The 20,981-nt window shown below is 35.8% G+C and carries 23 protein-coding genes and 1 pseudogene; 21 read left to right on the forward strand and 3 right to left on the reverse strand.

Translation table 11 applies throughout. The features are described 5' to 3' along the window. Positions 1-164 precede the first annotated feature (164 nt). Positions 165-743, forward strand: coding sequence for an ECF transporter S component (locus HRG09_RS04770; RefSeq protein WP_174099601.1), 579 nt, complete (start codon positions 165-167; stop codon positions 741-743). Between the two features lie 116 nt (positions 744-859). On the opposite strand, the gene HRG09_RS04775 is transcribed toward HRG09_RS04770, so the two are convergent. Next, positions 860-1,108, reverse strand: a complete 249-nt coding sequence (locus HRG09_RS04775) for a ferredoxin (RefSeq protein ID WP_017152544.1) — start codon at positions 1,106-1,108, stop codon at positions 860-862. Between the two features lie 228 nt (positions 1,109-1,336). Here HRG09_RS04775 and HRG09_RS04780 point away from each other — a divergent pair, with 228 nt between their 5' ends. The 11 genes from HRG09_RS04780 (at position 1,337) to HRG09_RS04830 (ending at position 11,508) form a co-directional block, all read left to right on the forward strand. Continuing rightward, on the forward strand, positions 1,337-2,398 hold the full coding sequence (locus tag HRG09_RS04780; RefSeq protein ID WP_174099602.1) for a YpbB family protein: 1,062 nt from the start codon (positions 1,337-1,339) through the stop codon (positions 2,396-2,398). Further along, on the forward strand, positions 2,388-3,920 hold the full coding sequence (locus tag HRG09_RS04785; protein WP_174099603.1) for a RecQ family ATP-dependent DNA helicase: 1,533 nt from the start codon (positions 2,388-2,390) through the stop codon (positions 3,918-3,920). The genes HRG09_RS04780 and HRG09_RS04785 overlap by 11 nt, the downstream gene beginning before the upstream one ends. After that, positions 3,916-4,479: a CPBP family intramembrane glutamic endopeptidase gene (locus tag HRG09_RS04790; RefSeq protein WP_174099686.1), complete on the forward strand. Its 564-nt coding sequence runs from the start codon at positions 3,916-3,918 to the stop codon at positions 4,477-4,479. The genes HRG09_RS04785 and HRG09_RS04790 overlap by 5 nt, the downstream gene beginning before the upstream one ends. Before the next feature lie 22 nt (positions 4,480-4,501). Beyond that, a complete protein-coding gene (locus HRG09_RS04795; protein ID WP_174099604.1) occupies positions 4,502-4,996 on the forward strand; it encodes a LysM peptidoglycan-binding domain-containing protein in 495 nt (164 codons plus the stop codon). Positions 4,997-5,133: 137 nt separating this feature from the next. Then, the gene (locus HRG09_RS04800; protein ID WP_174099605.1) at positions 5,134-5,910 is read left to right on the forward strand and encodes a metallophosphoesterase; all 777 of its coding nucleotides are present in this window, start codon (positions 5,134-5,136) and stop codon (positions 5,908-5,910) included. Between the two features lie 29 nt (positions 5,911-5,939). After that, positions 5,940-6,839 carry a MerR family transcriptional regulator gene (locus HRG09_RS04805; protein WP_174099606.1) on the forward strand — a complete coding sequence of 300 codons (900 nt, stop codon included), beginning with the start codon at positions 5,940-5,942 and terminating at the stop codon, positions 6,837-6,839. Positions 6,840-6,916: 77 nt separating this feature from the next. Further along, entirely contained in the window at positions 6,917-7,519 is a 603-nt protein-coding gene (locus HRG09_RS04810) for a genetic competence negative regulator (RefSeq protein ID WP_174099607.1), read from the forward strand. 259 nt (positions 7,520-7,778) lie between these two features. Continuing rightward, complete coding sequence (gene gudB / locus HRG09_RS04815; protein ID WP_174099608.1) at positions 7,779-9,062, forward strand: NAD-specific glutamate dehydrogenase; 1,284 nt, start codon at positions 7,779-7,781, stop codon at positions 9,060-9,062. Positions 9,063-9,566: 504 nt separating this feature from the next. After that, positions 9,567-9,803, forward strand: a complete 237-nt coding sequence (locus tag HRG09_RS04820; protein WP_174099687.1) for a DUF3961 domain-containing protein — start codon at positions 9,567-9,569, stop codon at positions 9,801-9,803. Between the two features lie 78 nt (positions 9,804-9,881). Continuing rightward, complete coding sequence (locus HRG09_RS04825) at positions 9,882-10,412, forward strand: peptidoglycan recognition protein family protein (protein ID WP_174099609.1); 531 nt, start codon at positions 9,882-9,884, stop codon at positions 10,410-10,412. 112 nt (positions 10,413-10,524) lie between these two features. Further along, positions 10,525-11,508, forward strand: coding sequence for a YpdA family putative bacillithiol disulfide reductase (locus tag HRG09_RS04830; RefSeq protein WP_174099610.1), 984 nt, complete (start codon positions 10,525-10,527; stop codon positions 11,506-11,508). Between the two features lie 26 nt (positions 11,509-11,534). On the opposite strand, the gene HRG09_RS04835 is transcribed toward HRG09_RS04830, so the two are convergent. Continuing rightward, positions 11,535-12,509 carry an asparaginase gene (locus HRG09_RS04835; RefSeq protein WP_174099611.1) on the reverse strand — a complete coding sequence of 325 codons (975 nt, stop codon included), beginning with the start codon at positions 12,507-12,509 and terminating at the stop codon, positions 11,535-11,537. Between the two features lie 198 nt (positions 12,510-12,707). Here HRG09_RS04835 and HRG09_RS04840 point away from each other — a divergent pair, with 198 nt between their 5' ends. From HRG09_RS04840 to fni, 4 genes are all read left to right on the forward strand, one after another. Beyond that, positions 12,708-12,881, forward strand: coding sequence for a DUF5359 family protein (locus HRG09_RS04840; protein WP_174099612.1), 174 nt, complete (start codon positions 12,708-12,710; stop codon positions 12,879-12,881). 131 nt (positions 12,882-13,012) lie between these two features. Then, positions 13,013-13,690: a (d)CMP kinase gene (cmk, locus tag HRG09_RS04845; RefSeq protein ID WP_174099613.1), complete on the forward strand. Its 678-nt coding sequence runs from the start codon at positions 13,013-13,015 to the stop codon at positions 13,688-13,690. A gap of 327 nt (positions 13,691-14,017) precedes the next feature. Then, a complete protein-coding gene (gene rpsA / locus HRG09_RS04850; protein ID WP_174099614.1) occupies positions 14,018-15,166 on the forward strand; it encodes a 30S ribosomal protein S1 in 1,149 nt (382 codons plus the stop codon). A 12-nt stretch (positions 15,167-15,178) separates the two neighbouring features. Further along, positions 15,179-16,228 carry a type 2 isopentenyl-diphosphate Delta-isomerase gene (gene fni, locus HRG09_RS04855; protein ID WP_174099615.1) on the forward strand — a complete coding sequence of 350 codons (1,050 nt, stop codon included), beginning with the start codon at positions 15,179-15,181 and terminating at the stop codon, positions 16,226-16,228. Between the two features lie 331 nt (positions 16,229-16,559). Here fni and HRG09_RS04860 read toward each other — a convergent pair whose 3' ends face one another. Then, positions 16,560-16,694, reverse strand: coding sequence for a YpzI family protein (locus tag HRG09_RS04860; protein ID WP_174099616.1), 135 nt, complete (start codon positions 16,692-16,694; stop codon positions 16,560-16,562). Between the two features lie 119 nt (positions 16,695-16,813). Between HRG09_RS04860 and HRG09_RS04865 the strand changes: the two are divergent. The 5 genes and pseudogenes from HRG09_RS04865 (at position 16,814) to HRG09_RS04885 (ending at position 20,968) form a co-directional block, all read left to right on the forward strand. After that, positions 16,814-17,424: pseudogene (locus HRG09_RS04865) on the forward strand (YphA family membrane protein). Next, a complete protein-coding gene (locus tag HRG09_RS04870; RefSeq protein ID WP_174099618.1) occupies positions 17,417-18,310 on the forward strand; it encodes a YIEGIA family protein in 894 nt (297 codons plus the stop codon). The pseudogene HRG09_RS04865 and the gene HRG09_RS04870 overlap by 8 nt, the downstream one beginning before the upstream one ends. Then, on the forward strand, positions 18,307-18,492 hold the full coding sequence (locus tag HRG09_RS04875; protein ID WP_174099619.1) for a capping complex subunit for YIEGIA: 186 nt from the start codon (positions 18,307-18,309) through the stop codon (positions 18,490-18,492). Before HRG09_RS04870 ends, HRG09_RS04875 begins: the two co-directional genes overlap by 4 nt. 124 nt (positions 18,493-18,616) lie before the next feature. Then, on the forward strand, positions 18,617-19,927 hold the full coding sequence (gene der, locus HRG09_RS04880; RefSeq protein WP_174099620.1) for a ribosome biogenesis GTPase Der: 1,311 nt from the start codon (positions 18,617-18,619) through the stop codon (positions 19,925-19,927). Positions 19,928-19,945: 18 nt separating this feature from the next. Continuing rightward, complete coding sequence (locus tag HRG09_RS04885) at positions 19,946-20,968, forward strand: NAD(P)H-dependent glycerol-3-phosphate dehydrogenase (RefSeq protein WP_174099621.1); 1,023 nt, start codon at positions 19,946-19,948, stop codon at positions 20,966-20,968. Positions 20,969-20,981 lie beyond the last annotated feature (13 nt).

Consider the following 20,981-nt stretch of genomic DNA (forward strand, 5'->3'; position numbering starts at 1 on the left):
TTCAAGCGTTCAAAAAAGATAAGTATTTGAACGTCTGTTTGATGTGCCTAAAAAATTCTCCCTTTGTGTAAAACACAAAGGGTTTTTTCATGATAGGAAAAAAATAGGCATAGCAGAACCTTTCCACTTTCCATGAGATGATCGATGGAAAAGGAGAGAGAAGGATGAAACAAAAAAACAGTGTAGTACAAATGGTGAGCGTAGCGATGCTTAGTAGTATTGCGTATTTGCTTATGATGTTGGATTTCCCATTCCCAGGACTTCCGCCGTTTTTAAAAATTGACTTTAGTGATGTGCCAGCTTTAATTGCAGCGATTATTTTTAGTCCAATTGCAGGTGTAGTTGTAGAAGCGATAAAAAATATTCTTCACTACGGAATTCAAGGCAGTTTAACGGGAGTTCCAGTTGGAGAAATAGCAAACTTTATTGCAGGGTGTCTATTTATTGGACCAGCAGCTTTCTTATTTCGGAAGTATCGCACAGTAAAAAGTTTAACAACAGGGTTAATGTTAGGGACAGTTACTATGGCGGTAATTATGAGTGTGTTAAATTATTTCATCATTTTACCGGCTTACACTTGGTTTTTAAATCAGCCTGCTATGTCTAGTAGTGGTATGCGACAAATGATTGTAGCGGCAATTCTCCCATTTAATTTAATTAAGGGAATTGTTGTAACAGTTGTATTTGTAGCACTGTTCTCACGCTTAAAAGTGTGGGTATTTGCAAAAATGAAAAATGCATAGAAACTTTGGTCATCAGCGGGAGAGTATCGCTGATGGCTTTTTTTATTTATGAGTTAGATGAATAACCAAAACCCCCCTCATAAAAATGAGAGGGGTTTTTGAAGTTAATAAAAAGACTATTCGAATTTTAAAGCGTCGCCATCGAATGCTTCGTCAGCAACTTTAATTGAGTCAGTTGGACAACCTTCAAATGCATCCATCATGTCGTCAATTAATACGTCTGGAATTTCAACGATACCTTGGTTATCATCTAGTGTTACAAATGCAATACCTTCATCATCGTAGTCATAAATGTCTGGTGCAGCAGCTCCGCAAGCTCCACATGCGATGCAAGTGTCTTTATCAACAATTGTATATTTTGCCATATTTTTTTCCCTCCTGATAATATGTATGTGAAAATAGTCGCTATAAAAATTATAATCTTATTGTAAAACGGTTTTTTAAACTTTTCAACATAAAATTATAATGATAATGCTTATCAATTAGGGTGTCAACTTATTTTTGATTTATTTCATAAGATTTTCAAAATGCCTAAATGCTGTACAGTTTGATACAATAGAAAATATAGATGGAATTGAAAGGTGGAAGCGGCGATGCAGTTACAATATACTTTATTATATTGTATAAAACAATTAAATGGTGAACGAACTGTTTCTTCCATTTATCACCTTTTAAAAGGGAAACGTTCTTCACAAACATTACAAGACGGAAATATATTTCATATTTCTTTTCTGTTTGGGATATATAAATCATTACAACGTTCTGATTATGATCAGGAAATTGAACATGTATTACATAAAGAATGGATTCAGAGCGTGCATGAAAATACGTACATTTTAACTGACACAGGAAAACGACAGCTGGGAACTTGGGAAGAAACACTTTTTTTCCCGCAGTATTTACACGGTTTGCACTATGGTGATCTTGGTGAAATGTTTTGGAAACGACTTTCGTTAATTATTCAAACCGTATCAAATTTACAACAGCAAAATGCAAAGTTTATTCCAATCCAACAAGATACAGAGGTAATGATGTGGGTTAAGCAGTTTCTCATCGGGATGCCATATGCAAGAAGTGAACTTGCAAAAAGGTTATGGAAAGAGATGCATACGCTGTTACAAGATACTTTACCGATAGAAGCAACAATTTTTACATATCGATTAACTGGATATGAAAGAATTGGATATACATTAAAGCAACTTGCGGAAATTACAAGTCAAGATGTATTTCGCGTACATCTTTTATTTTGGGGCACCGTTCATTTCTTTATTCAATCTGTTCGAGATAATGAAAAAGAATTCCCGCTATTAACAAAAATTATTGCTTATCCGAATGAAAGGGCAGATTTGTTTAGTTTATCAACACAAAAAACATATCAACTTTGGAAACAAGGGCGTTCTTTGGATGAAATTGCAACAATTAGAAATTTAAAGGTTGCAACAATAGAAGATCATTTTGTTGAAATTGCATTACGAGAAAGAGATTTTTCTATTGAAATGTTTATGGAAAAAAATAAAATCAAGCATGTGCAGCGCATTATTGAAACGTTACAAACACGGAAGTTACGTGTGTTAAAGCAAGCAGTAGGAGAAGCGGTTTCTTATTTTGAAATTCGTCTTGTGTTAGCGCAGATGGGGGTTGTAAATGAGGCTTGAGGATTATTTGCATAAGTGGTTTGGTTATAACGAATTTCGTCAAGGGCAGAAAGAGGTTATTGCGGATTTATTACAAGGAAAAGATGTTGTAGCAATGCTTCCAACTGGAAGAGGAAAATCAATGTGTTATCAGCTTCCAGGCCTTATGCAAGATGGAACAGTAGTAATTGTTTCACCATTACTATCCTTAATGGAAGATCAGGTAGCGCAGCTTAAATATGTAGTGAAGGACCGTGTGATCGCGTTTAATAGTTTTCGTACATTGATTGAAAAAAAGAAAGCGATAAAAAGATTATCTTCTTATAAATTTGTCTTTGTCTCACCTGAAATGTTGCAATCTGAAGTAATAGTAAGAGAACTAAAAAAGATTCATATTTCACTATTTGTGATAGATGAAGCACATTGTATTTCGCAATGGGGCTATGATTTTCGAACAGACTATAAAAAATTAGACCAAGTTATAGCAGGTATTGGACGTCCTCCTGTGTTGGCATTAACGGCTACTGCAACAAAAGAAGTATTGCAGGACATTATAAAAAGTTTAAAACTTACGAATGTAGCAGAACATTTGTATTCGATTGATCGCCCAAATATTGCAATGGAGGTACAATTTGTACAAACAATAGAAGAGAAAAAAGAAGCGCTTCTCAAGCATGTTACTTATTTGCAAGGACCAGGAATTATTTATTGTTCGAGCAGAGCTTGGACGGAGCGTCTGGCAGAATATTTAAGGAGTAAAGGTATAGTAGATGTTGCATTTTATCATGGCGGAATGGAACATGAAGAGAGAATGTTAATTCAGCAGCAATTTATGAATGATCAACTGCAACTTGTTATATGTACAAGTGCATTTGGTATGGGGGTAAATAAGCCGAATACAAGGTATATTATTCATTTTCATTATCCAGCAAATATTGCTTCTTATTTACAAGAGATTGGTAGAGCGGGAAGGGATGGAGAGTCGAGCATTGCAATTCTACTTTGTAGTCCACTAGATCACGATTTACCGGTTTCTATCATTGAAGATGAATTACCAAATAAACAACAAATTCAATTTTTATTTTCCTTACTACAAGAAAAGATGTTTCACACGAAAGTATTGCCAATAGAAGATGTGGAAGAAATTTGTTATAATGCTGCAAGGTTTAGTGAGCAACATTGGCGTTTTGTACGTTATCACTTAGAAAAGATGAAAATCATACAACAGAAGAAGCTCATTATGGAATCCTTGTCAGATGAAACAAGGGGAAAAATAATGTTAGAAGTAGATGAGCGTCTTCGGAATAAATATAGTCAACTAGAAAATATGAAATCATGGCTACAGTATAAAGGATGCAGACGGGAACAGATGCTACATCTATTTGGATATAAGAAGGAAGCGCAGGTGAAAAATTGCTGTAACTACTGTGGTATTTCAAAAGAAGATTACAAAAAAAGACGAGCAAGACAATCAATTTTCGACTATAATTGGGAAGCAGAGTTACAATTTCTCTTTGGTATGAGAGAACGGAGGAATGATTAACATTCAAAGACGTAGTATTGAAGACATAGGTCCGAAAGAAATACGGCTGAATCTCTATATAACACAATTAATAATTATAGGTGTTGGCTGTGTGTTAGCCTATATATTATTTCCAAATAGGAGTGAATTTTATGATTTGTGGAAATGGGAACCCATTTCAATTCTTGTAATAGGTAGTGTGGTTGCGGGCATTGTTGTGTTATTTGATTATATTGCAATGCAAGTGCTGCCAGAATCGTGGTTTGATGATGGGGGAATTAATGATCGAATGTTCCAAGGAACTTCTGTAATACAATTATTTGGTATTACGTTTGTTATTGGATTTGCTGAAGAATTTTTATTTCGAGGTGTATTACAGACGCATTTTGGACTTGTAGTTGCAAGCCTTATTTTTGCTGTTTTACATATTCGATATGTGAGAAAGCCATTTCTGTTTTGCTTTGTATGTATGATTAGTTTTCTGTTTGGATATGTGTTCCAATGGACAGAGAATTTATTTATAACAATATTTGCACACTTTCTTGTTGATTTTATTATGGGACTTCAATTAAGAAAATAAGTGGAAGGTGGTGGTGAACAACATGAGAAAACAAATTCCTGATTTTGAAGATGAGTTGGAAGAAGAGTTGGAAGAAGAGCAAACAGAAGAAGGTTTACCGCCGCGAAGTGAGATTCATAGAAATAAAGAGAAGAAAAAATCTAAATTTAAGATTAACCACTTTTTTGTTCGGGTTTTAACATTTTTATTTATTTTGTTACCGCTTAGTATTTTATGGTATACGGATAAGTATATCGAAGTAAAAAGTGCCAACAAGAATGATACCTCTGGAAAAAACGCGTTTGAAGTGATTTTTTTCGATTCAAATAAACACGGTGAAGGAGAAAAGAAGCAGCTTGAAAAATTTGAAACGCACATTGTAAAAGAGGGGGAGACATTTGAAAGTATTGGGAAACAGTACTTTCCGAATGAAGATGGGGCTACAATTATTAAAAACTATAACAATTTACAAGATGACCAATTAGAAGTAGGAAAAGAATTAAAAATTCCTATTAAAGAAAAGATAGAGAAGGAATAGCAACAGTAAAATAATTGTTGTAGGAGTGAACTGAAAAAGGTGAATGAAGCCGTTCATATTTGATAAGGCATTATTCGCCTTTTCGGCAATATAGCCTGATGGGATAATATTTTTGAGAGGGAAGTTGAGAAACGTATATGTTATGGATTGGATTAGGTGGCACATTCATATGTATTGGTTTCATTTTTCTTTTTTGGATGTATAGAGAAGCAGTGCGTAATACGTTGCTAGAACATACTTTATCATTTGTGAATTTCCCAGAAAGTTTTGGGAAAGTTAGGATATTTTTTATTTCAGATATTCATAGGAGAGTTATCTTACCTTCCTTAATTGAAAATGTAAAAGGAAACGCTGATTTTGTTATTATTGGTGGTGATTTAGCTGAGAAGGGGGTATCGTTATCACAAATTGCTGCTAATATTCAAACATTAAGCGAAATTGGTCCTATATATTTTGTATGGGGAAATAACGATTATGAAATTGACTATCATGAATTAGATGCGTTATTACTAGAACATGGTGTGAAAATTTTAGATAATACACGAGTGCTGTTTGAATCAGAGAGTGGCGATAAACTGTGTTTATTAGGGGTGGATGATGTTGGATTAGAACGAGATCGTTTAGATTTGGCGCTAGCGGATTGTCAAGAAGATGGTTTTCGCATTCTTATTAGCCACAACCCTGCTATTGTAAACAAAATGTCTGGACAAGAGAAAATTTCTCTCGTATTAAGTGGTCATACTCATGGAGGGCAAATTCGTTTATTCCATTCTAAACGTTATCTAAAAGGCGGTGTATATGAGTATCCATGTACAACTCTATTTGTGAGTAATGGATATGGAACGACATTACTACCACTACGTTTTCGAGCTCCAGCTCAAACACACTTAATTACATTGCAAAAAGAAAATTAAGAGATATTCGGTTTAAAGGTGGGGAAAATATGCCAACTTTAAAAGGGAAATATAATATAAAAGCTGTTTCGAATATGCTTGGGATTCAGCCAAGTACACTGCGGGCTTGGGAGAGACGATATCATATTATTGCTCCAAAGCGCAATGATGCAGGGTACCGTCTATATACAGAAGAGCATGTGAGAATCTTAAAATGGTTAATGCATAAAGTAAATGAAGGATTTACAATTGGTCAAGCAGTCCAGTTATTAGAAAGCAACCGATTGCAAAATCACAATCCAGCTGAGATGACGTATAGCAAAGAAATTTTATTAGTGGACGATATCCTTGGTTATTTGTTAAAATTTGATGAAATACATGCCCGTGAATTATTAAACGAGGCATTTGTTATTTATACAATAGAAAAAGTAATCACTCATATATTTATCCCGATTGCTGATAAGTTAGAGACTATGCAGAAAAATGATGAGATAACAGCTGTACAAGAACGATATGTGGATTCGTTTTTATGTTCACGCGTTGGAATGATTTATCATAATACGCAAACTAATTTTATTTTGCCAAAAGCCTTGGCTATTTGTGCACCAGGAGAAATGAATGCATTACATTTGTTTCTTTTTACGATATATTTACGTTTGAAAGGCTATCAAGCAATATATTTGGGGACAGGCCTAGAGGAAAATGAGATCTGTGCAGCCATCAAGCAATTCACACCTAAATATGTATTTATATCATGTTCAAAAGAACGATATTTGAAAAGCGCGCTGAATTTGATTGTGAAGTTGCAAAGTCAGAATCCGAAAATCTGCACTGGACTTATTGGGTTTGCAAGTCAGCTTGTTTCAGATGAAGACAAGGTTGAACTTCAAAATATATGTATTGGCGATACAAAAAAAGAATGGGATGAATGGTTAAAAATGTCGGAATAGTTGTTCGAAAAGAACCATCTATTTTCTATTTCATATAATAAAAATTAGATACAACGGTTACGTAGGGAGGTTACAAGATGAGGTTGGAACGATTGAATTATAATAAAATTAAAATTTTCCTAACATTTGACGATTTATCTGAGCGAGGGTTGACTAAGGAGGATTTATGGAAAAATGCTCCAAAAGTGCAACAGTTATTTCGTGATATGATGCAAGAAGCAAATAAAGAACTTGGGTTTGAAGCAGATGGTCCAATTGCAGTTGAAGTTTTTTCTTTACAGGCACAAGGAATGGTTGTGATTGTTACAAAAGAAAATCATGAAACAGATACAGAAGATGAGTTTCGTGATGAGTTTATTGAAATGCAAGTAACTCTAGATGAGAGTGAGCATATATTGTATGAATTTGCAACGTTTGAAGATGTGATTACTTTGGCAAGTCGTTTGTATAATCTCGGTGTAACCGGGGGAAAACTTTACACATGGGATGGACGTTTTTATCTTTGGATAGAAGAAGAACCAGCGTTATTAAAGGCGGATATTATTGCAATTTTAGCGGAATACGGTAATTCTTCTACAGCAACAATTTATCGTATTATAGAATATGGAAAAGAATTAATGGATTCTCAAGCAATTCAGCAAATATACAAGTATTTTATCTTAAAACAAAACCTCAGCTAATGTAATTGGCTTGAGGTTTTGTTAGTGTTTTACGATATTCGAGAGATTAAAATACATTATAGTATAAAAAATATTTAAATATTTAAGTATTTTACTTTTCTAAAAGTGATAAAAGGACTATAATGATATTGAAAACGCTTGCAATAAAAATAAGTTTGTATATATTTGTTAGCGTTTTCTATTGCATTCCAAATTTAACGGTGTATACTAGGCAATGAAGGTTTACTAAACAAGTGAAATTACAGGGGGTTTACTTACTATGGTAGCCGAAAAGGGAGCTCAAACACAAACACAACAAAGGGAACAACACTTTGAATTATTAAATTCAACACAAATTGTTATTAGTGAAGCCCTAGAAAAATTGGGTTATCCAAACGAGGTATATGAATTACTTAAAGAACCAATTCGTATGATGACAGTGAAAATTCCAGTTCGTATGGATGATGGGACTGTTAAAATATTTACAGGATATCGCGCGCAGCACAATGATGCTGTTGGTCCAACGAAAGGTGGAATTCGCTTCCATCCAAACGTAACAGAAAACGAAGTGAAAGCACTTTCTATTTGGATGAGTTTAAAATGTGGTATTGTTGATTTACCATATGGTGGAGGTAAAGGTGGTATCATTTGTGATCCACGAGAAATGTCTTTCCGTGAATTAGAAAGATTAAGCCGTGGATACGTACGAGCAATTAGTCAAATTGTTGGTCCAACAAAAGATATTCCTGCTCCAGATGTATTTACAAACTCACAAATTATGGCATGGATGATGGATGAATATAGCCGCATCGATGAATTCAATTCACCAGGATTTATTACAGGTAAACCACTTGTATTAGGTGGATCTCATGGCCGTGAAACAGCGACTGCGAAAGGTGTAACAATCTGTATTCGAGAAGCTGCGAAAAAACGCGGTATCGACATTAAAGGTGCTCGCGTTGTTGTCCAAGGGTTTGGGAACGCTGGAAGCTTCTTAGCTAAATTTATGCACGATGCTGGTGCAAAAGTAATTGCAATTTCTGATGCTTACGGTGCACTGCATGATCCAAATGGATTGGATATCGACTACTTACTTGATCGTCGTGATAGCTTCGGAACAGTAACAAAATTGTTTAACAATACAATTTCAAACAAAGAGCTATTAGAACTTGATTGTGATATTCTAGTTCCAGCCGCAATCGAGAACCAAATTACAGAAGAGAATGCTGCGGATATTAAAGCGAAAATTGTTGTAGAAGCAGCAAATGGTCCAACTACATTAGAAGCAACTAAAATTTTAACAGAACGCGGTATTTTACTTGTTCCTGACGTATTAGCAAGTGCTGGTGGTGTTACTGTATCTTACTTCGAATGGGTACAAAATAATCAAGGTTATTATTGGACAGAAGAAGAAGTAGAACAACGCTTAGAGAAAGTAATGGTAAGATCATTCGATTCCATTTATGAAACATCACAAGTTCGTAAAGTGAACATGCGTTTAGCAGCTTATATGGTTGGTGTACGTAAGATGGCAGAAGCTAGTCGCTTTAGAGGTTGGGTATAATAGAACGGAAAGTTTAGAGAGAACGTGGTTTCCTTCAAGGGAACCGCGTTTTTTTATTGAGGTACATTATAAGGATTATAGAAAAGGAGGGATAAGATTTGCAAAGGAAGAGTGATGTAAGTGAGCGAGTAGCTGAGTTGAAAAAGAGAATTGTATATTTAGAAGGAAGTTAAAAAAGAAATTCAAGTGAAAAGGTAAGTGTACTACAAATCTTTGGAGAAGGAATTATATCTTTATTGTTTGGAATGTGTATTGTTGGACCAGTGATTGCTATAGTTTGGGGAATTATAATATTACTTTTAAAGTGGATGGATAAAGTGAAACTTTCATCAGTGCGGGCCTTACTGCCTGTTAATACGGGATAAATTGTGACTGTTAATATAAGGGGATATGTTAAGAGTGGAAGTGCAATCATAAAAAATAAAAAGAACACTTGTTCTGCACGAACGTTTGTGCTATACTTTCCTTAGATAAACAAAACGGAAACAAAATAAGGAGAGATTAATAATGAAAATGACAGCAAACCAACGATTTATGATGCCAACAGATGTTATGGAACGGGTAGAAGTTTTACGAGAAAAACATGTGAAACGCTCATCTTTGTTACAATCCGTGAATAAATTTTTCGGTTTAGATACAAAAGAAGACTGTGTTTGGTTTTATGGGTTTTATGGAACTGCTGTAAGTATTTTATTATTTATGGTCTTTACTTCAAATATTTTTGATTTTCTCTTTGCGTGAGAAATATGCCATATAGATATCAAGGTTGAATACATATATAAGGAAGAAAGGTAATTTTCTAGAGCGGAGTTGATAGACATGGTGATGTTCCCTATAGAGCGAAATTATATTGGGTACGGAAGCTCGCGACCAGGAATCCGCCTTTCAAAGGTAAGATTTATTGTAAGCCATGATACGGGGAATCCTGGTAGCAATGCGATAGGAAATCGTGATTACTTTAATGAAGTACAACCGAAAGCATCGGCACATACTTTTGTAGATGATACAACTATTTTAGAAATTATTCCAATTAATGAGGTAGCATATCACGTAAGATATGGCGTACCGACAGATAATGACTTGTTTGGTTATGATGCAAATAAAGCATCAATTGGTGTTGAAATGTGCTACGGAGGTAATGTTAATTTTTGGGATTCTTACACGCGGTTTACATGGTACCATGCTTATTTATGTCACACATTCAATTTAAATCCTAAAACGGATATTGTATCTCATAAAACACTAGATCCGGCAAGAAAGATTGATCCAGAAAATGTATTGGGGCAACAAGGGATAAGATTCAGACAGTTTTTAGCGGACGTCTATCGAATGTATGTATCGTTTAGATGACAAATATATGAAAAATGAATACAATAAAGATAGGTGCCTACTGCTGAAAGTAGGTTTTTTCTTGTTTTTTAATAAATAGAGATTGAAGCATAGGACTAGGAGTGAACCGAGTATGCAAAAAGAAACAGCTATAATAATCGGGGGCGGACCATGTGGGTTAGCAGCGGCGATTTCGCTGCAGCAAGAGGGAATCAATCCACTCGTAATTGAAAAAGGAAATATTGTGAATGCGATTTATCATTATCCAACTCATCAAACATTTTTTTCCTCTAGTGAAAAGCTTGAGATTGGTGATGTTGCGTTTATTACAGAAAATCGTAAACCGTTTCGCAATCAAGCGCTTGCGTACTATCGCGAAGTGGTAAAACGTAAAGGTGTGCGTGTTAACGCATTTGAACGTGTAGAACAAGTGCAAAAGGACGGGAATTTCTTTAGAGTAAATACGACGAAGCGTGATGGGAACAAGGAGACATATACTGCAAAATATATTGTAGTGGCAACGGGATATTATGATAACCCCAACTATATGAACGTTCCTGGAGAAAACTTAGACAAAGTATCTCATTACTTTAAAGAGGCACATCCGTATTTTGACCGTGATGTAGTTGTAATAGGAGGGAAAAATTCAAGTGTAGATGCGGCGTTAGAACTTGTAAAAGCTGGAGCGCGTGTAACGGTGTTGTATCGCGGGGGAGAATATTCACAGAGTATTAAGCCGTGGATTTTACCTGAATTTGAAGCATTAGTGCGTAATGGTACAATTCAAATGCAGTTCCATGCTCATGTGAAAGAAATTACCGAACATACACTTACGTATACTAGTAACGGGGAGTCATTTACAATTCAAAATGATTTTGTATTTGCGATGACGGGATACCACCCAGATCATAGTTTTCTAACAAAAATGGGAGTAGAAATTGATAAAGAAACAGGGCGCCCACTATTTACAGAAGAAACAATGGAAACGAATGTTGAAAATATCTTTATAGCGGGTGTTATTGCAGCTGGCAATAATGCGAATGAAATTTTTATTGAGAATGGAAGATTTCATGGTGGAGCAATTACACAAACAGTTGTATCAAGAGAACAAAAATAAGCTGTCGAATTTCGACAGCTTATTTTTTAATCCTGCATAAACATTTGTTGAATTTTGTCTTGCGAGTGCGCACATTCTAAAGCGACAAGTAGTTTAATACGGGCTTTTTGGGCGTTCAAACCGTATGTGAAAACAATACCCATATCTTTTAATTGTTTCCCTCCGCCCTCATAGGAGTATATGTCTTGGACAATTCCGTTAAAGCAGCGGGAAACGAGAACAATTGGAATGCCTTTATTTATTAAGCGTTGTAAACTAGAGAGTGTCCTTGGTGGTAAATTCCCTTGACCAAGTGCTTCAATTACAATTCCGTCTACTGGTAAGGTTTCAATTGCTGCTAATAGTGTATCATCCATGCCAGCGTATGCTTTTAACACAACAACGTTTTTAGAAATTTGTCCGACTACATATGTTTCATGATGTACGAGAGCGTGATGAAAGACAACGCCACGCTTTGTCACCATACCGATTGGTCCGTATTGAGGGCTTTGGAATGTTGCGACATTACTTGTATGCGTTTTTGTTACATTTGTTGCACAATGAATTTCATCATTTAATACGACAAGAACACCTTTTCCGATTGCTTCATTACTATTTGCAACCTTTACAGCAGATAAAAAGTTATATAAACCGTCAGCACCTAATTCGTTGCTAGAGCGCATTGCTCCTGTTACAACAATTGGAATGTTCGCTTGTACAGTTAAATCTAAAAAGTATGCAGTCTCTTCTAGTGTATCTGTACCATGTGTAATAACAACACCATGGATGCCTTCGTTTTTTACTCTTTCGTCAATAATGACTTGTAATTGTAACATCTCACTAGGAGTCATATGAGGTGATGGAAGATGAAAGACATCTTCGACGATTAAATCAATATCATCCTCTAAATCAGGAATGAATTTTAAAAGAGGATTTTGTTCCCCTGGTTGTACAACCCCAGTTTCTTTATCTTCCTCCATTGAGATTGTTCCACCTGTGTGTAAAACTAGAATTTTTTTCAATGCTTATACTCCTTTCCATTCGAAAAAATACATTTAGAACATACCATGTTTTTGCTAGATTCGACAATGAAAATGTATAAAAGTTTGTATTAGAAATGAAAATAAAGTTAGTTACTTTATACTTGGAAAGAATTGAAGTGATAGTTTTCTATCATAAGGTGTTGGAATGAGTGAGGAAAAATGAAAAGAGGATATTTTTTGAAAAAGATTGAGGGAGTTTTAATTCGTGTATTATTGGTTCAATTTATTTGTCTCTGCATTATTCAATTGCTCTTTATGCAAGAATCCACAGTGAAATATTTATCGAAAATTGTATATTATGAAGGAGTTATAAGTAAAAACAAAACGGATATTTTACAAGTGAATAAGTAGTTTTCATTTCCTTCTAGTAAGGATTATGCTACAATAATTGAGGATTTAATCGACAGGAAACAAGCGCAGAGAAGCAGGGGATTTGTACCTGCTTTTCATTTTGTTTTATAAGTGAAAAATGAGGTGTTACAATGGAAAAACGAATTTCAATTGCGATAGATGGTCCAGCTGCTGCTGGGAAAAGCACAGTTGCAAAGATTGTTGCGAAAGAACTTTCCTATGTTTATATTGACACAGGTGCAATGTATCGTACACTTACATACGCTGCTCTGGAGAAAAGTGTAGATATTGAAAATGAAAAAAGCCTAATGGCAGTTTTAAAAGATGTAAACATTGAGTTTCAACAAGGTGAAAATACACAATTAGTTTTCTTGAACGGCCAGGATGTATCTGAAGCGATTCGTACACCGAATGTAACAAATCGCGTATCAATTGTTGCCAAGCACCGTCTTGTTCGTGAAGAGATGGTACGTCGCCAACAGGCTCTAGCAGAAAAGGGCGGAGTGGTAATGGACGGTCGTGATATTGGTACACATGTGTTACCTAATGCGGAAGTGAAAATTTTCATGCTGGCGTCTGTTCAAGAGAGAGCGGAGCGTAGACATCTTGAAAATACGAAAAAAGGTTTTGCTTCTAGTTTAGAGCAATTGAAAAAAGAGATTGCTGAGCGTGATAAGTTGGATTCAGAGCGTGAAGTTTCTCCGCTGAAAAAAGCGAATGATGCATTGGAATTAGATACAACATCTTTATCAATTGAAGAAGTTGTACGAAAAATTATGGATATTGTTTCTGGAGCATTTGCAAAGTAAAGAAAGGGGAGCCCCCTTTCTTTTTTTTGAATCGTGGGGAATGGTAGGACACTTTTCTTGACAAATAAGTCAATTTGTAAGAAGTTAGTAAAAGAAGAGGAACTGTCAGAATATATTCGCTATTATATTTTAAAACATACTTTATTCAAGGAGATTTTGCTGTATACTATTTATATAGGTTTCTATACATTCTATGAAGTGTAGGACAAACAATAGGTTAGAATCGAGTATGCACTAAAACATTCTTATAACATGCAAATGAAAACATTTGTTTTCATTTCGTATATACATAAAAAAGCTTTGTCAATTCTGTAGGGAGGTATTTCCATGGTAGAGAAAATGAATGAAGAAGTTGTGAATTCAAAAGCATTACAAGTGGGTGACGTTGTTACAGGTTCTGTAACGAAAGTTGAAGAAAAGCAAGTTCTTGTAAATGTTGGATACAAAACAGATGGCGTTATTCCAATTAGTGAATTAGCTAACGTTCATATTGAAAAAGCGAGCGATGTTGTAGAATTAGATCAGACTCTTGAATTAAAAGTTATTAAATTAGAAGATGATGATCTTGTATTATCGAAACGTGCTGTTGATGCAGAAAAAGCATGGATAGAATTGCAAGAAAAATTCACTTCAGGTGAAGTGTTTGATGTTACTGTAAAAGATATTGTGAATGGTGGTTTAGTTGTAGATCTTGGTGTCCGCGGATTTATTCCAGCTTCACTTGTAGAAATGCATTATGTAGAAGATTTCACTGAATACAAAGGAAAAACATTAGCGGTGAAAATCGTTGAATTAGATCGTGAAAAGAATCGTGTTATTCTTTCGCATAAAGCAGTTGTAGAACAAGAATTAGAATCGAAGAAAAAAGAAGCGATCTCTTCTTTAAAAGAAGGAGATGTTGTGGAAGGTACAGTTCAACGTTTAACTGACTTCGGAGCTTTTGTGAATGTTGGTGGCGTAGATGGTTTAGTGCACATTTCTCAAATCTCTCATGACCGCGTTGAACAGCCGTCTGATGTGTTAACACAAGGACAAAGTGTAAAAGTCAAAGTGTTATCGGTTGATGCTGATACGCAACGTATTTCTTTATCGATTAAAGCTGCAGAGCCAGGGCCTTGGGAAAATGTTGCTGCTGAAGTTAAAGCGGGTGATGTTCGAGAAGGTAAAGTAAAACGTATTGTTACATTCGGTGCTTTCGTTGAAATTTTACCAGGTGTAGAAGGACTTGTGCACGTATCGCAAATTGCAAATCGCCACGTGAAAAATCCAAATGAAGTATTGGAAATGGGGCAAGAAGTGAAAGTGAAAGTACTTGAAGTACATGTAGCAGAAAAACGCATTTCTTTAAGTATAAAAGAAGCTGTTGAAGAAAATAATGAAACAGAAGATTACAGCCAATATGAGCCAACTTCTGAGTCTGCAACTTTCCAATTTAGTGATATTATTGGTGAACAACTGAAAAAATTAAAGAAATAAAGAGGGGTACAAGTGGTAAGGGCAAAACGAAAATTAGAACATATTGAATACGCTCTTTCTACCGGACAGTCTCGTATACATGGCTTTCATGACATTGCTTTTGTCCATCAAAGCTTGCCAAATTCAAGTTATGAAAGCATTACATTTGAAACGGAAATCGGCGAACTTTCATTAAGTTCGCCGATTTTTATCAATGCGATGACCGGTGGTGGTGGAGAGCATACATTACATATTAATGAACAGTTGGCACATGTAGCCAAGCATCATAACCTTGCGATGGCTGTTGGTTCTCAAATGGCTGCGTTAAAAGATGAGAGAGAAGCGTCTTCTTATCGAATCGTTCGAAAGGTAAACCCAAATGGCATCGTTTTTGCAAATTTAGGTAGTGAAGCGAACGTTGAACAGGCAAAGCGAGCGGTTGATATGATCGAGGCGAATGCTCTGCAAATTCATTTGAATGTCATTCAAGAACTAACGATGCCAGAAGGTGACCGGGATTTTACAGGTGTATTAGAGCGGATTGAGCAAATTGTTATAGGTTCTCAAGTTCCTGTTATCGTGAAAGAAGTAGGGTTTGGTATGAATAAAGAAGCGGTACAGCAACTAGCTAATGTTGGTGTTACAGCTGTAGATATTGGTGGTTATGGTGGTACAAACTTTGCTGCAGTTGAAAATGAGCGAAGGCAGCGAATGCTTTCTTATTTTAACGATTGGGGCATTCAAACGGCAGCCTCTATAATAGAAGCATCCTCTACAAACAATAACCTCTCTCTCATTGCATCTGGTGGTATACAAACAGCACTTGATGTAGCAAAAGCGATTGCTCTAGGAGCGCAGTCAACTGCTTTTGCCGGATATTTTTTACGTATATTGATGAATGATGGTATTGAGAAATTAATCGAAGAAATAGAACTTTTACATACGGATTTGCAATTTATTATGACGGCTCTTGGAGCGAGTACGCTTTCTGAGCTTCAGCGAGTGCCGCTTATTGTGAAAGGTGATACGTATCATTGGTTGTCGCAGCGTGGAATTGATACGAAGAATTACAGTATAAGATAAGATTTAATAGGAGATATAAAGGGGAAAAAATCAACCATTTGGTTGGTTTTTTCTTTTATATGTGCGGAAAATGCATCTATATAAATTATTTTATACTATCATTAATTTATAAATTTGGAAAAGGATTTGAGATAAAGTGAAACATAGAGGTTGTTTATTTTAAAATTAAGTAGTTTAAAATACAACGCATTTAAAAAGTTAAATGAGAAGTTTTCTAATATTTAAGTAATAAAAAGATGGTTTTGGTGTTATACCGAAACCATCTTTTTTTTGCGTTCATTGAGAATGTAATCTTACACTGGATTTTCGTAAAGTAAGAACTATTTTACTTTTAATGCTGATTTTGCTTACGTGCTTGCTCTGGTGTATCAAGACCCGTTGCACCAGGATATTGTAATGATTGATTACGATCCGATTCAACGCGGCGTGATTGTTTCAATTTTTTTTCTTGGCGGTCTTTTCCCATTGCTACATGCACCTCCTCAATAGAAAGTGTTGCTGTTATTAGAAAAAACTATGCAAAAAGAAGAAAAGGATTAGTTTTCATAAAAAGTTCCCATAATGGAAATGATAGGAGGAGAAAATATGGAGGGAAGTTATTTTTATTTCATAGCGTGGATGGGCTGGATTGTTACAACATTTTTTTTGAAAAAAGATGAAATTCGTTGGAAAGTAAGTGCTGTTATATTGGTATTTATTATTTGTTCACAAATTACTGTATATATTGCTTCTTTCACCGTATCAGTAAATGCTCTTATACTGGGTGTTATTTCTTTTTTAGGGATTGCTCTATATTCTATATGGAAAAAAATATACGCTTTATTGTCGGCACTTATTATTGCTATGTTATACACAAGTTTTCATTTATTAGGGGTGTATGATCCGGTTTGGATTGTTATTGATCGAACTTGGATGTTGGGCGGTGCTCTTGTTTATGCATCAATTTTATTACATCGAGATCGTTTATTGCGTCTATGTTCTTTATACGCGGGAGCATTACAAGGTGAAATACTGGTAACATTTATTTTTCGCAGGCTTCATTTTCCATATGAATTTGGTAGTTTGGCATTTTTTGATAGCATTGCTGTTTCTACACTACTTGTTATGGTCACGTCTTATATCGTAAAAATATCAGCATATAGAGGACAATTTAGAAAAAAACATGTAAAAGAAAGGCAAGGATAATACATGACTGAATATACATCAGCCATTTTATGTGGCGTCATTGCTGGAACAGTAACGCGAATTTTGATGCTTCGTACAGATACAAGGCAGTATCCGACACGTTTACATGGAAAAATCATTCACATTGCTATGGGGTTAATAGCAGCAGCCTTAGGTGCAATTGCTATTCCATCTATTTTGAAGAAAGATTTTTCCGCAATTACTTTCTTGACTTTGGCTGCGTCTCAATTTCGAGATGTTCGAAATATGGAAAGAAATACATTGCAACAACTTGATGGATATGAACTTGTACCACGTGGAAACACGTATATTGAGGGAATCGCATTAGTATTTGAAAGTCGTAACTATTTAGCGATGTTAACATCATTTGCGACAACATTTGCATATATAGGATTTCATTCATGGATTGCTGGGGTAGTGGCTGGATTAATAGGTTTTTTTATTGCCAAAACATTAATGTCTGGTAAAAGGTTACGTGATCTTGTGGACGTTGAGCATGTGCCTCTTCGTTTTGAAGGAGCAGGATTATATATTGATAACATTTATATTATGAATATTGGATTACCAGCAAGGCAAGATGAAATTATGAAGTACGGAATGGGCTTTATTTTAAAACCTAAGTCTATCGATGCAAGGGTAACAATTTCGAATCTTGGACAACGACAGGCAATTTTGCATGATGTCTCTGTTGCATTAGGTATATTCAGGGATTCTGGAACCCCAGCGTTAGTCCCGTTAGCTAAGCGTGACTTAGAAGATGGAAGAGTAGGGATATTTGTACTCCCACAAGATCAAGATGTAAAAAAAGCGATTGCTGTAATAGGAAATGTACCAACACTAGAAAGTGCAGTTCATATGTCATCAGAGGCTCCAAAAGGAAGGGGAGATTTACGATGATGTTAGAAAGCTATATTCTTGCTGTAATTACAACGACGCCAGAAAAATTTGGTGGGGGAGCACCTTTATTTATATGTGAATCGAAAGAAGAAATGGAGTTTGTAGCAAATAATTTAGAAGCGATTCTAGACGGGATTGCCCATCGCTTACAAGAGAATGTATATATTATTGTGAAACATTAGTAACATGTGATATAATATGAGGTGTTTTGATATGATGAGAAATATTCTGGAATGCAAATCCCTTCTTGCACAAAGAAGGGTTTTTTACATAATAAACAGAAGCAAGTTGAAAGGATGAAATGATATGCCGAAACCAGTAGTTGCAATAGTAGGGCGCCCGAACGTAGGGAAATCTACTATTTTCAATAGAATTGTTGGAGAGAGAGTTTCAATTGTAGAAGATATCCCTGGGGTAACACGAGATCGTATTTATAGTGCCGGTGAATGGTTAAATCATGAATTTAACATTATTGATACAGGTGGAATTGATATTGGAGACGAGCCGTTTTTGACACAAATTCGTCAACAAGCAGAAGTTGCGATTGATGAAGCGGATGTTATCATTTTTATGACAAATGGCCGCGATGGTGTAACAGCTGCAGATGAAGAAGTGGCAAAGATTTTATATCGTTCTAAAAAGCCGGTTGTACTTGCAGTAAATAAAGTGGATAATCCTGAGATGCGTAATGATATTTATGATTTTTATGCATTAGGATTTGGTGAACCATTCCCAATTTCAGGTACACACGGATTAGGTTTAGGTGATTTATTAGACGAAGCAGCAAAGCATTTTCCAAAAATTGAAGAAGAAGCATATGATGACGAGACAATTCGTTTCTCATTAATTGGCCGCCCAAATGTAGGGAAATCTTCACTAGTAAATGCATTGCTTGGTCAAGAACGTGTAATCGTAAGTAACGTAGCGGGAACAACACGTGATGCTGTCGATACACCATATAGTAAAGATGATCAAGATTACGTTATTATTGATACAGCTGGTATGCGTAAAAAAGGAAAAGTATATGAGAGTACAGAAAAGTATAGTGTACTTCGTGCACTAAGAGCGATTGAACGCTCTGACGTTGTCTTAGTTGTTTTAGACGGTGAAGAAGGAATTATTGAGCAAGATAAAAAGATTGCTGGTTATGCACATGACTCAGGACGAGCTGTTATTATTGTTGTGAATAAATGGGATGCAGTTAAAAAGGACGAAAAGACAATGAAAGCATTTGAAGAAAATATTCGTGCGCATTTCCAATTCTTAGATTATGCACCGATTGTATTCTTATCTGCGAAAACGAAGAAACGTACACAGACATTATTACCAGTTATTAATGAAGTAAACGAAAGTCATAGCATTCGCGTACAAACGAACGTATTAAATGACGTAATTATGGATGCGGTAGCAATGAATCCAACACCAACACATAACGGTAGTCGTCTGAAAATCTTCTATGCAACACAAGTTGCGGTGAAACCACCGACATTTGTTGTCTTTGTAAATGATCCAGAATTAATGCATTTTTCATATGAACGTTTCTTGAAGAATCGTTTACGTGAGTCATTTGGCTTTGTAGGAACGCCAATTCGAATTATTTCTAGAGCAAGAGACTAATGGAGAGGATGTGATTTTATGAAAAAAATCACAGTAGTAGGAGCAGGTAGCTGGGGAACAGCGTTAGCGATGGTATTAGCTGACAATGGTCATGATGTACGTATTTGGGGAAATCGTTCTGAGCTAATGAATGAAATCAATATGAAACATGAGAACAGTCGATACCTTCCAGGAATTACATTGCCAAGCACAATCGTAGCCTACTCTTCTTTAGAGGAAGCATTAGTAGATGTAGATACAGTACTTTTAGTTGTACCGACGAAAGCGTACCGAGAAGTATTGCAAGACATGAAAAAATTTGTTTCAGGACCGATGACTTGGATTCATGCAAGTAAAGGGATTGAACCAGGAACTTCGAAACGTATTTCGGAAATGATTGAAGAAGAAATTCCAGCGCATCTTATTCGAGATGTCGTTGTTTTATCAGGACCGAGTCATGCAGAAGAGGTAGGACTTCGTCAAGCTACAACGGTTACTGCTGCAGCGAAGCGTATGGAAGCGGCTGAAGAAGTACAAGACTTATTTATGAATAGTTATTTCAGGGTGTATACGAATCCAGATATCGTTGGAGTAGAACTTGGTGGAGCGCTAAAAAATATTATCGCATTAGCCGCCGGCATAACAGATGGCCTCGGATTAGGGGATAATGCAAAAGCAGCTCTTATGACACGTGGTTTAACGGAAATTGCGCGTTTAGGAAGAAAAATGGGCGGCAATCCGTTAACATTTGCTGGTTTAACAGGAATGGGTGACTTGATTGTAACTTGTACAAGTGTCCATAGCCGAAATTGGCGCGCGGGAAATATGCTTGGTAAAGGATATTCATTAGAAGAAGTATTAGATAGTATGGGTATGGTAGTTGAAGGTGTACGAACAACGAAAGCGGCATACGAAATGGCTGAGAAAATGGAAGTGGAAATGCCGATTACGTCAGCTTTATATGATGTGCTATTCAATGGGAATAATGTGAAAGATGCAGTAGGATCATTGATGGGGCGTGTTCGTAAACATGAAGTTGAAGCAATACCCGATTTATTATAAGTAAAAGCTGTAT

The organism is Bacillus sp. Xin1 (assembly GCF_013314535.1).
GTDB lineage: Bacteria > Bacillota > Bacilli > Bacillales > Bacillaceae_G > Bacillus_A.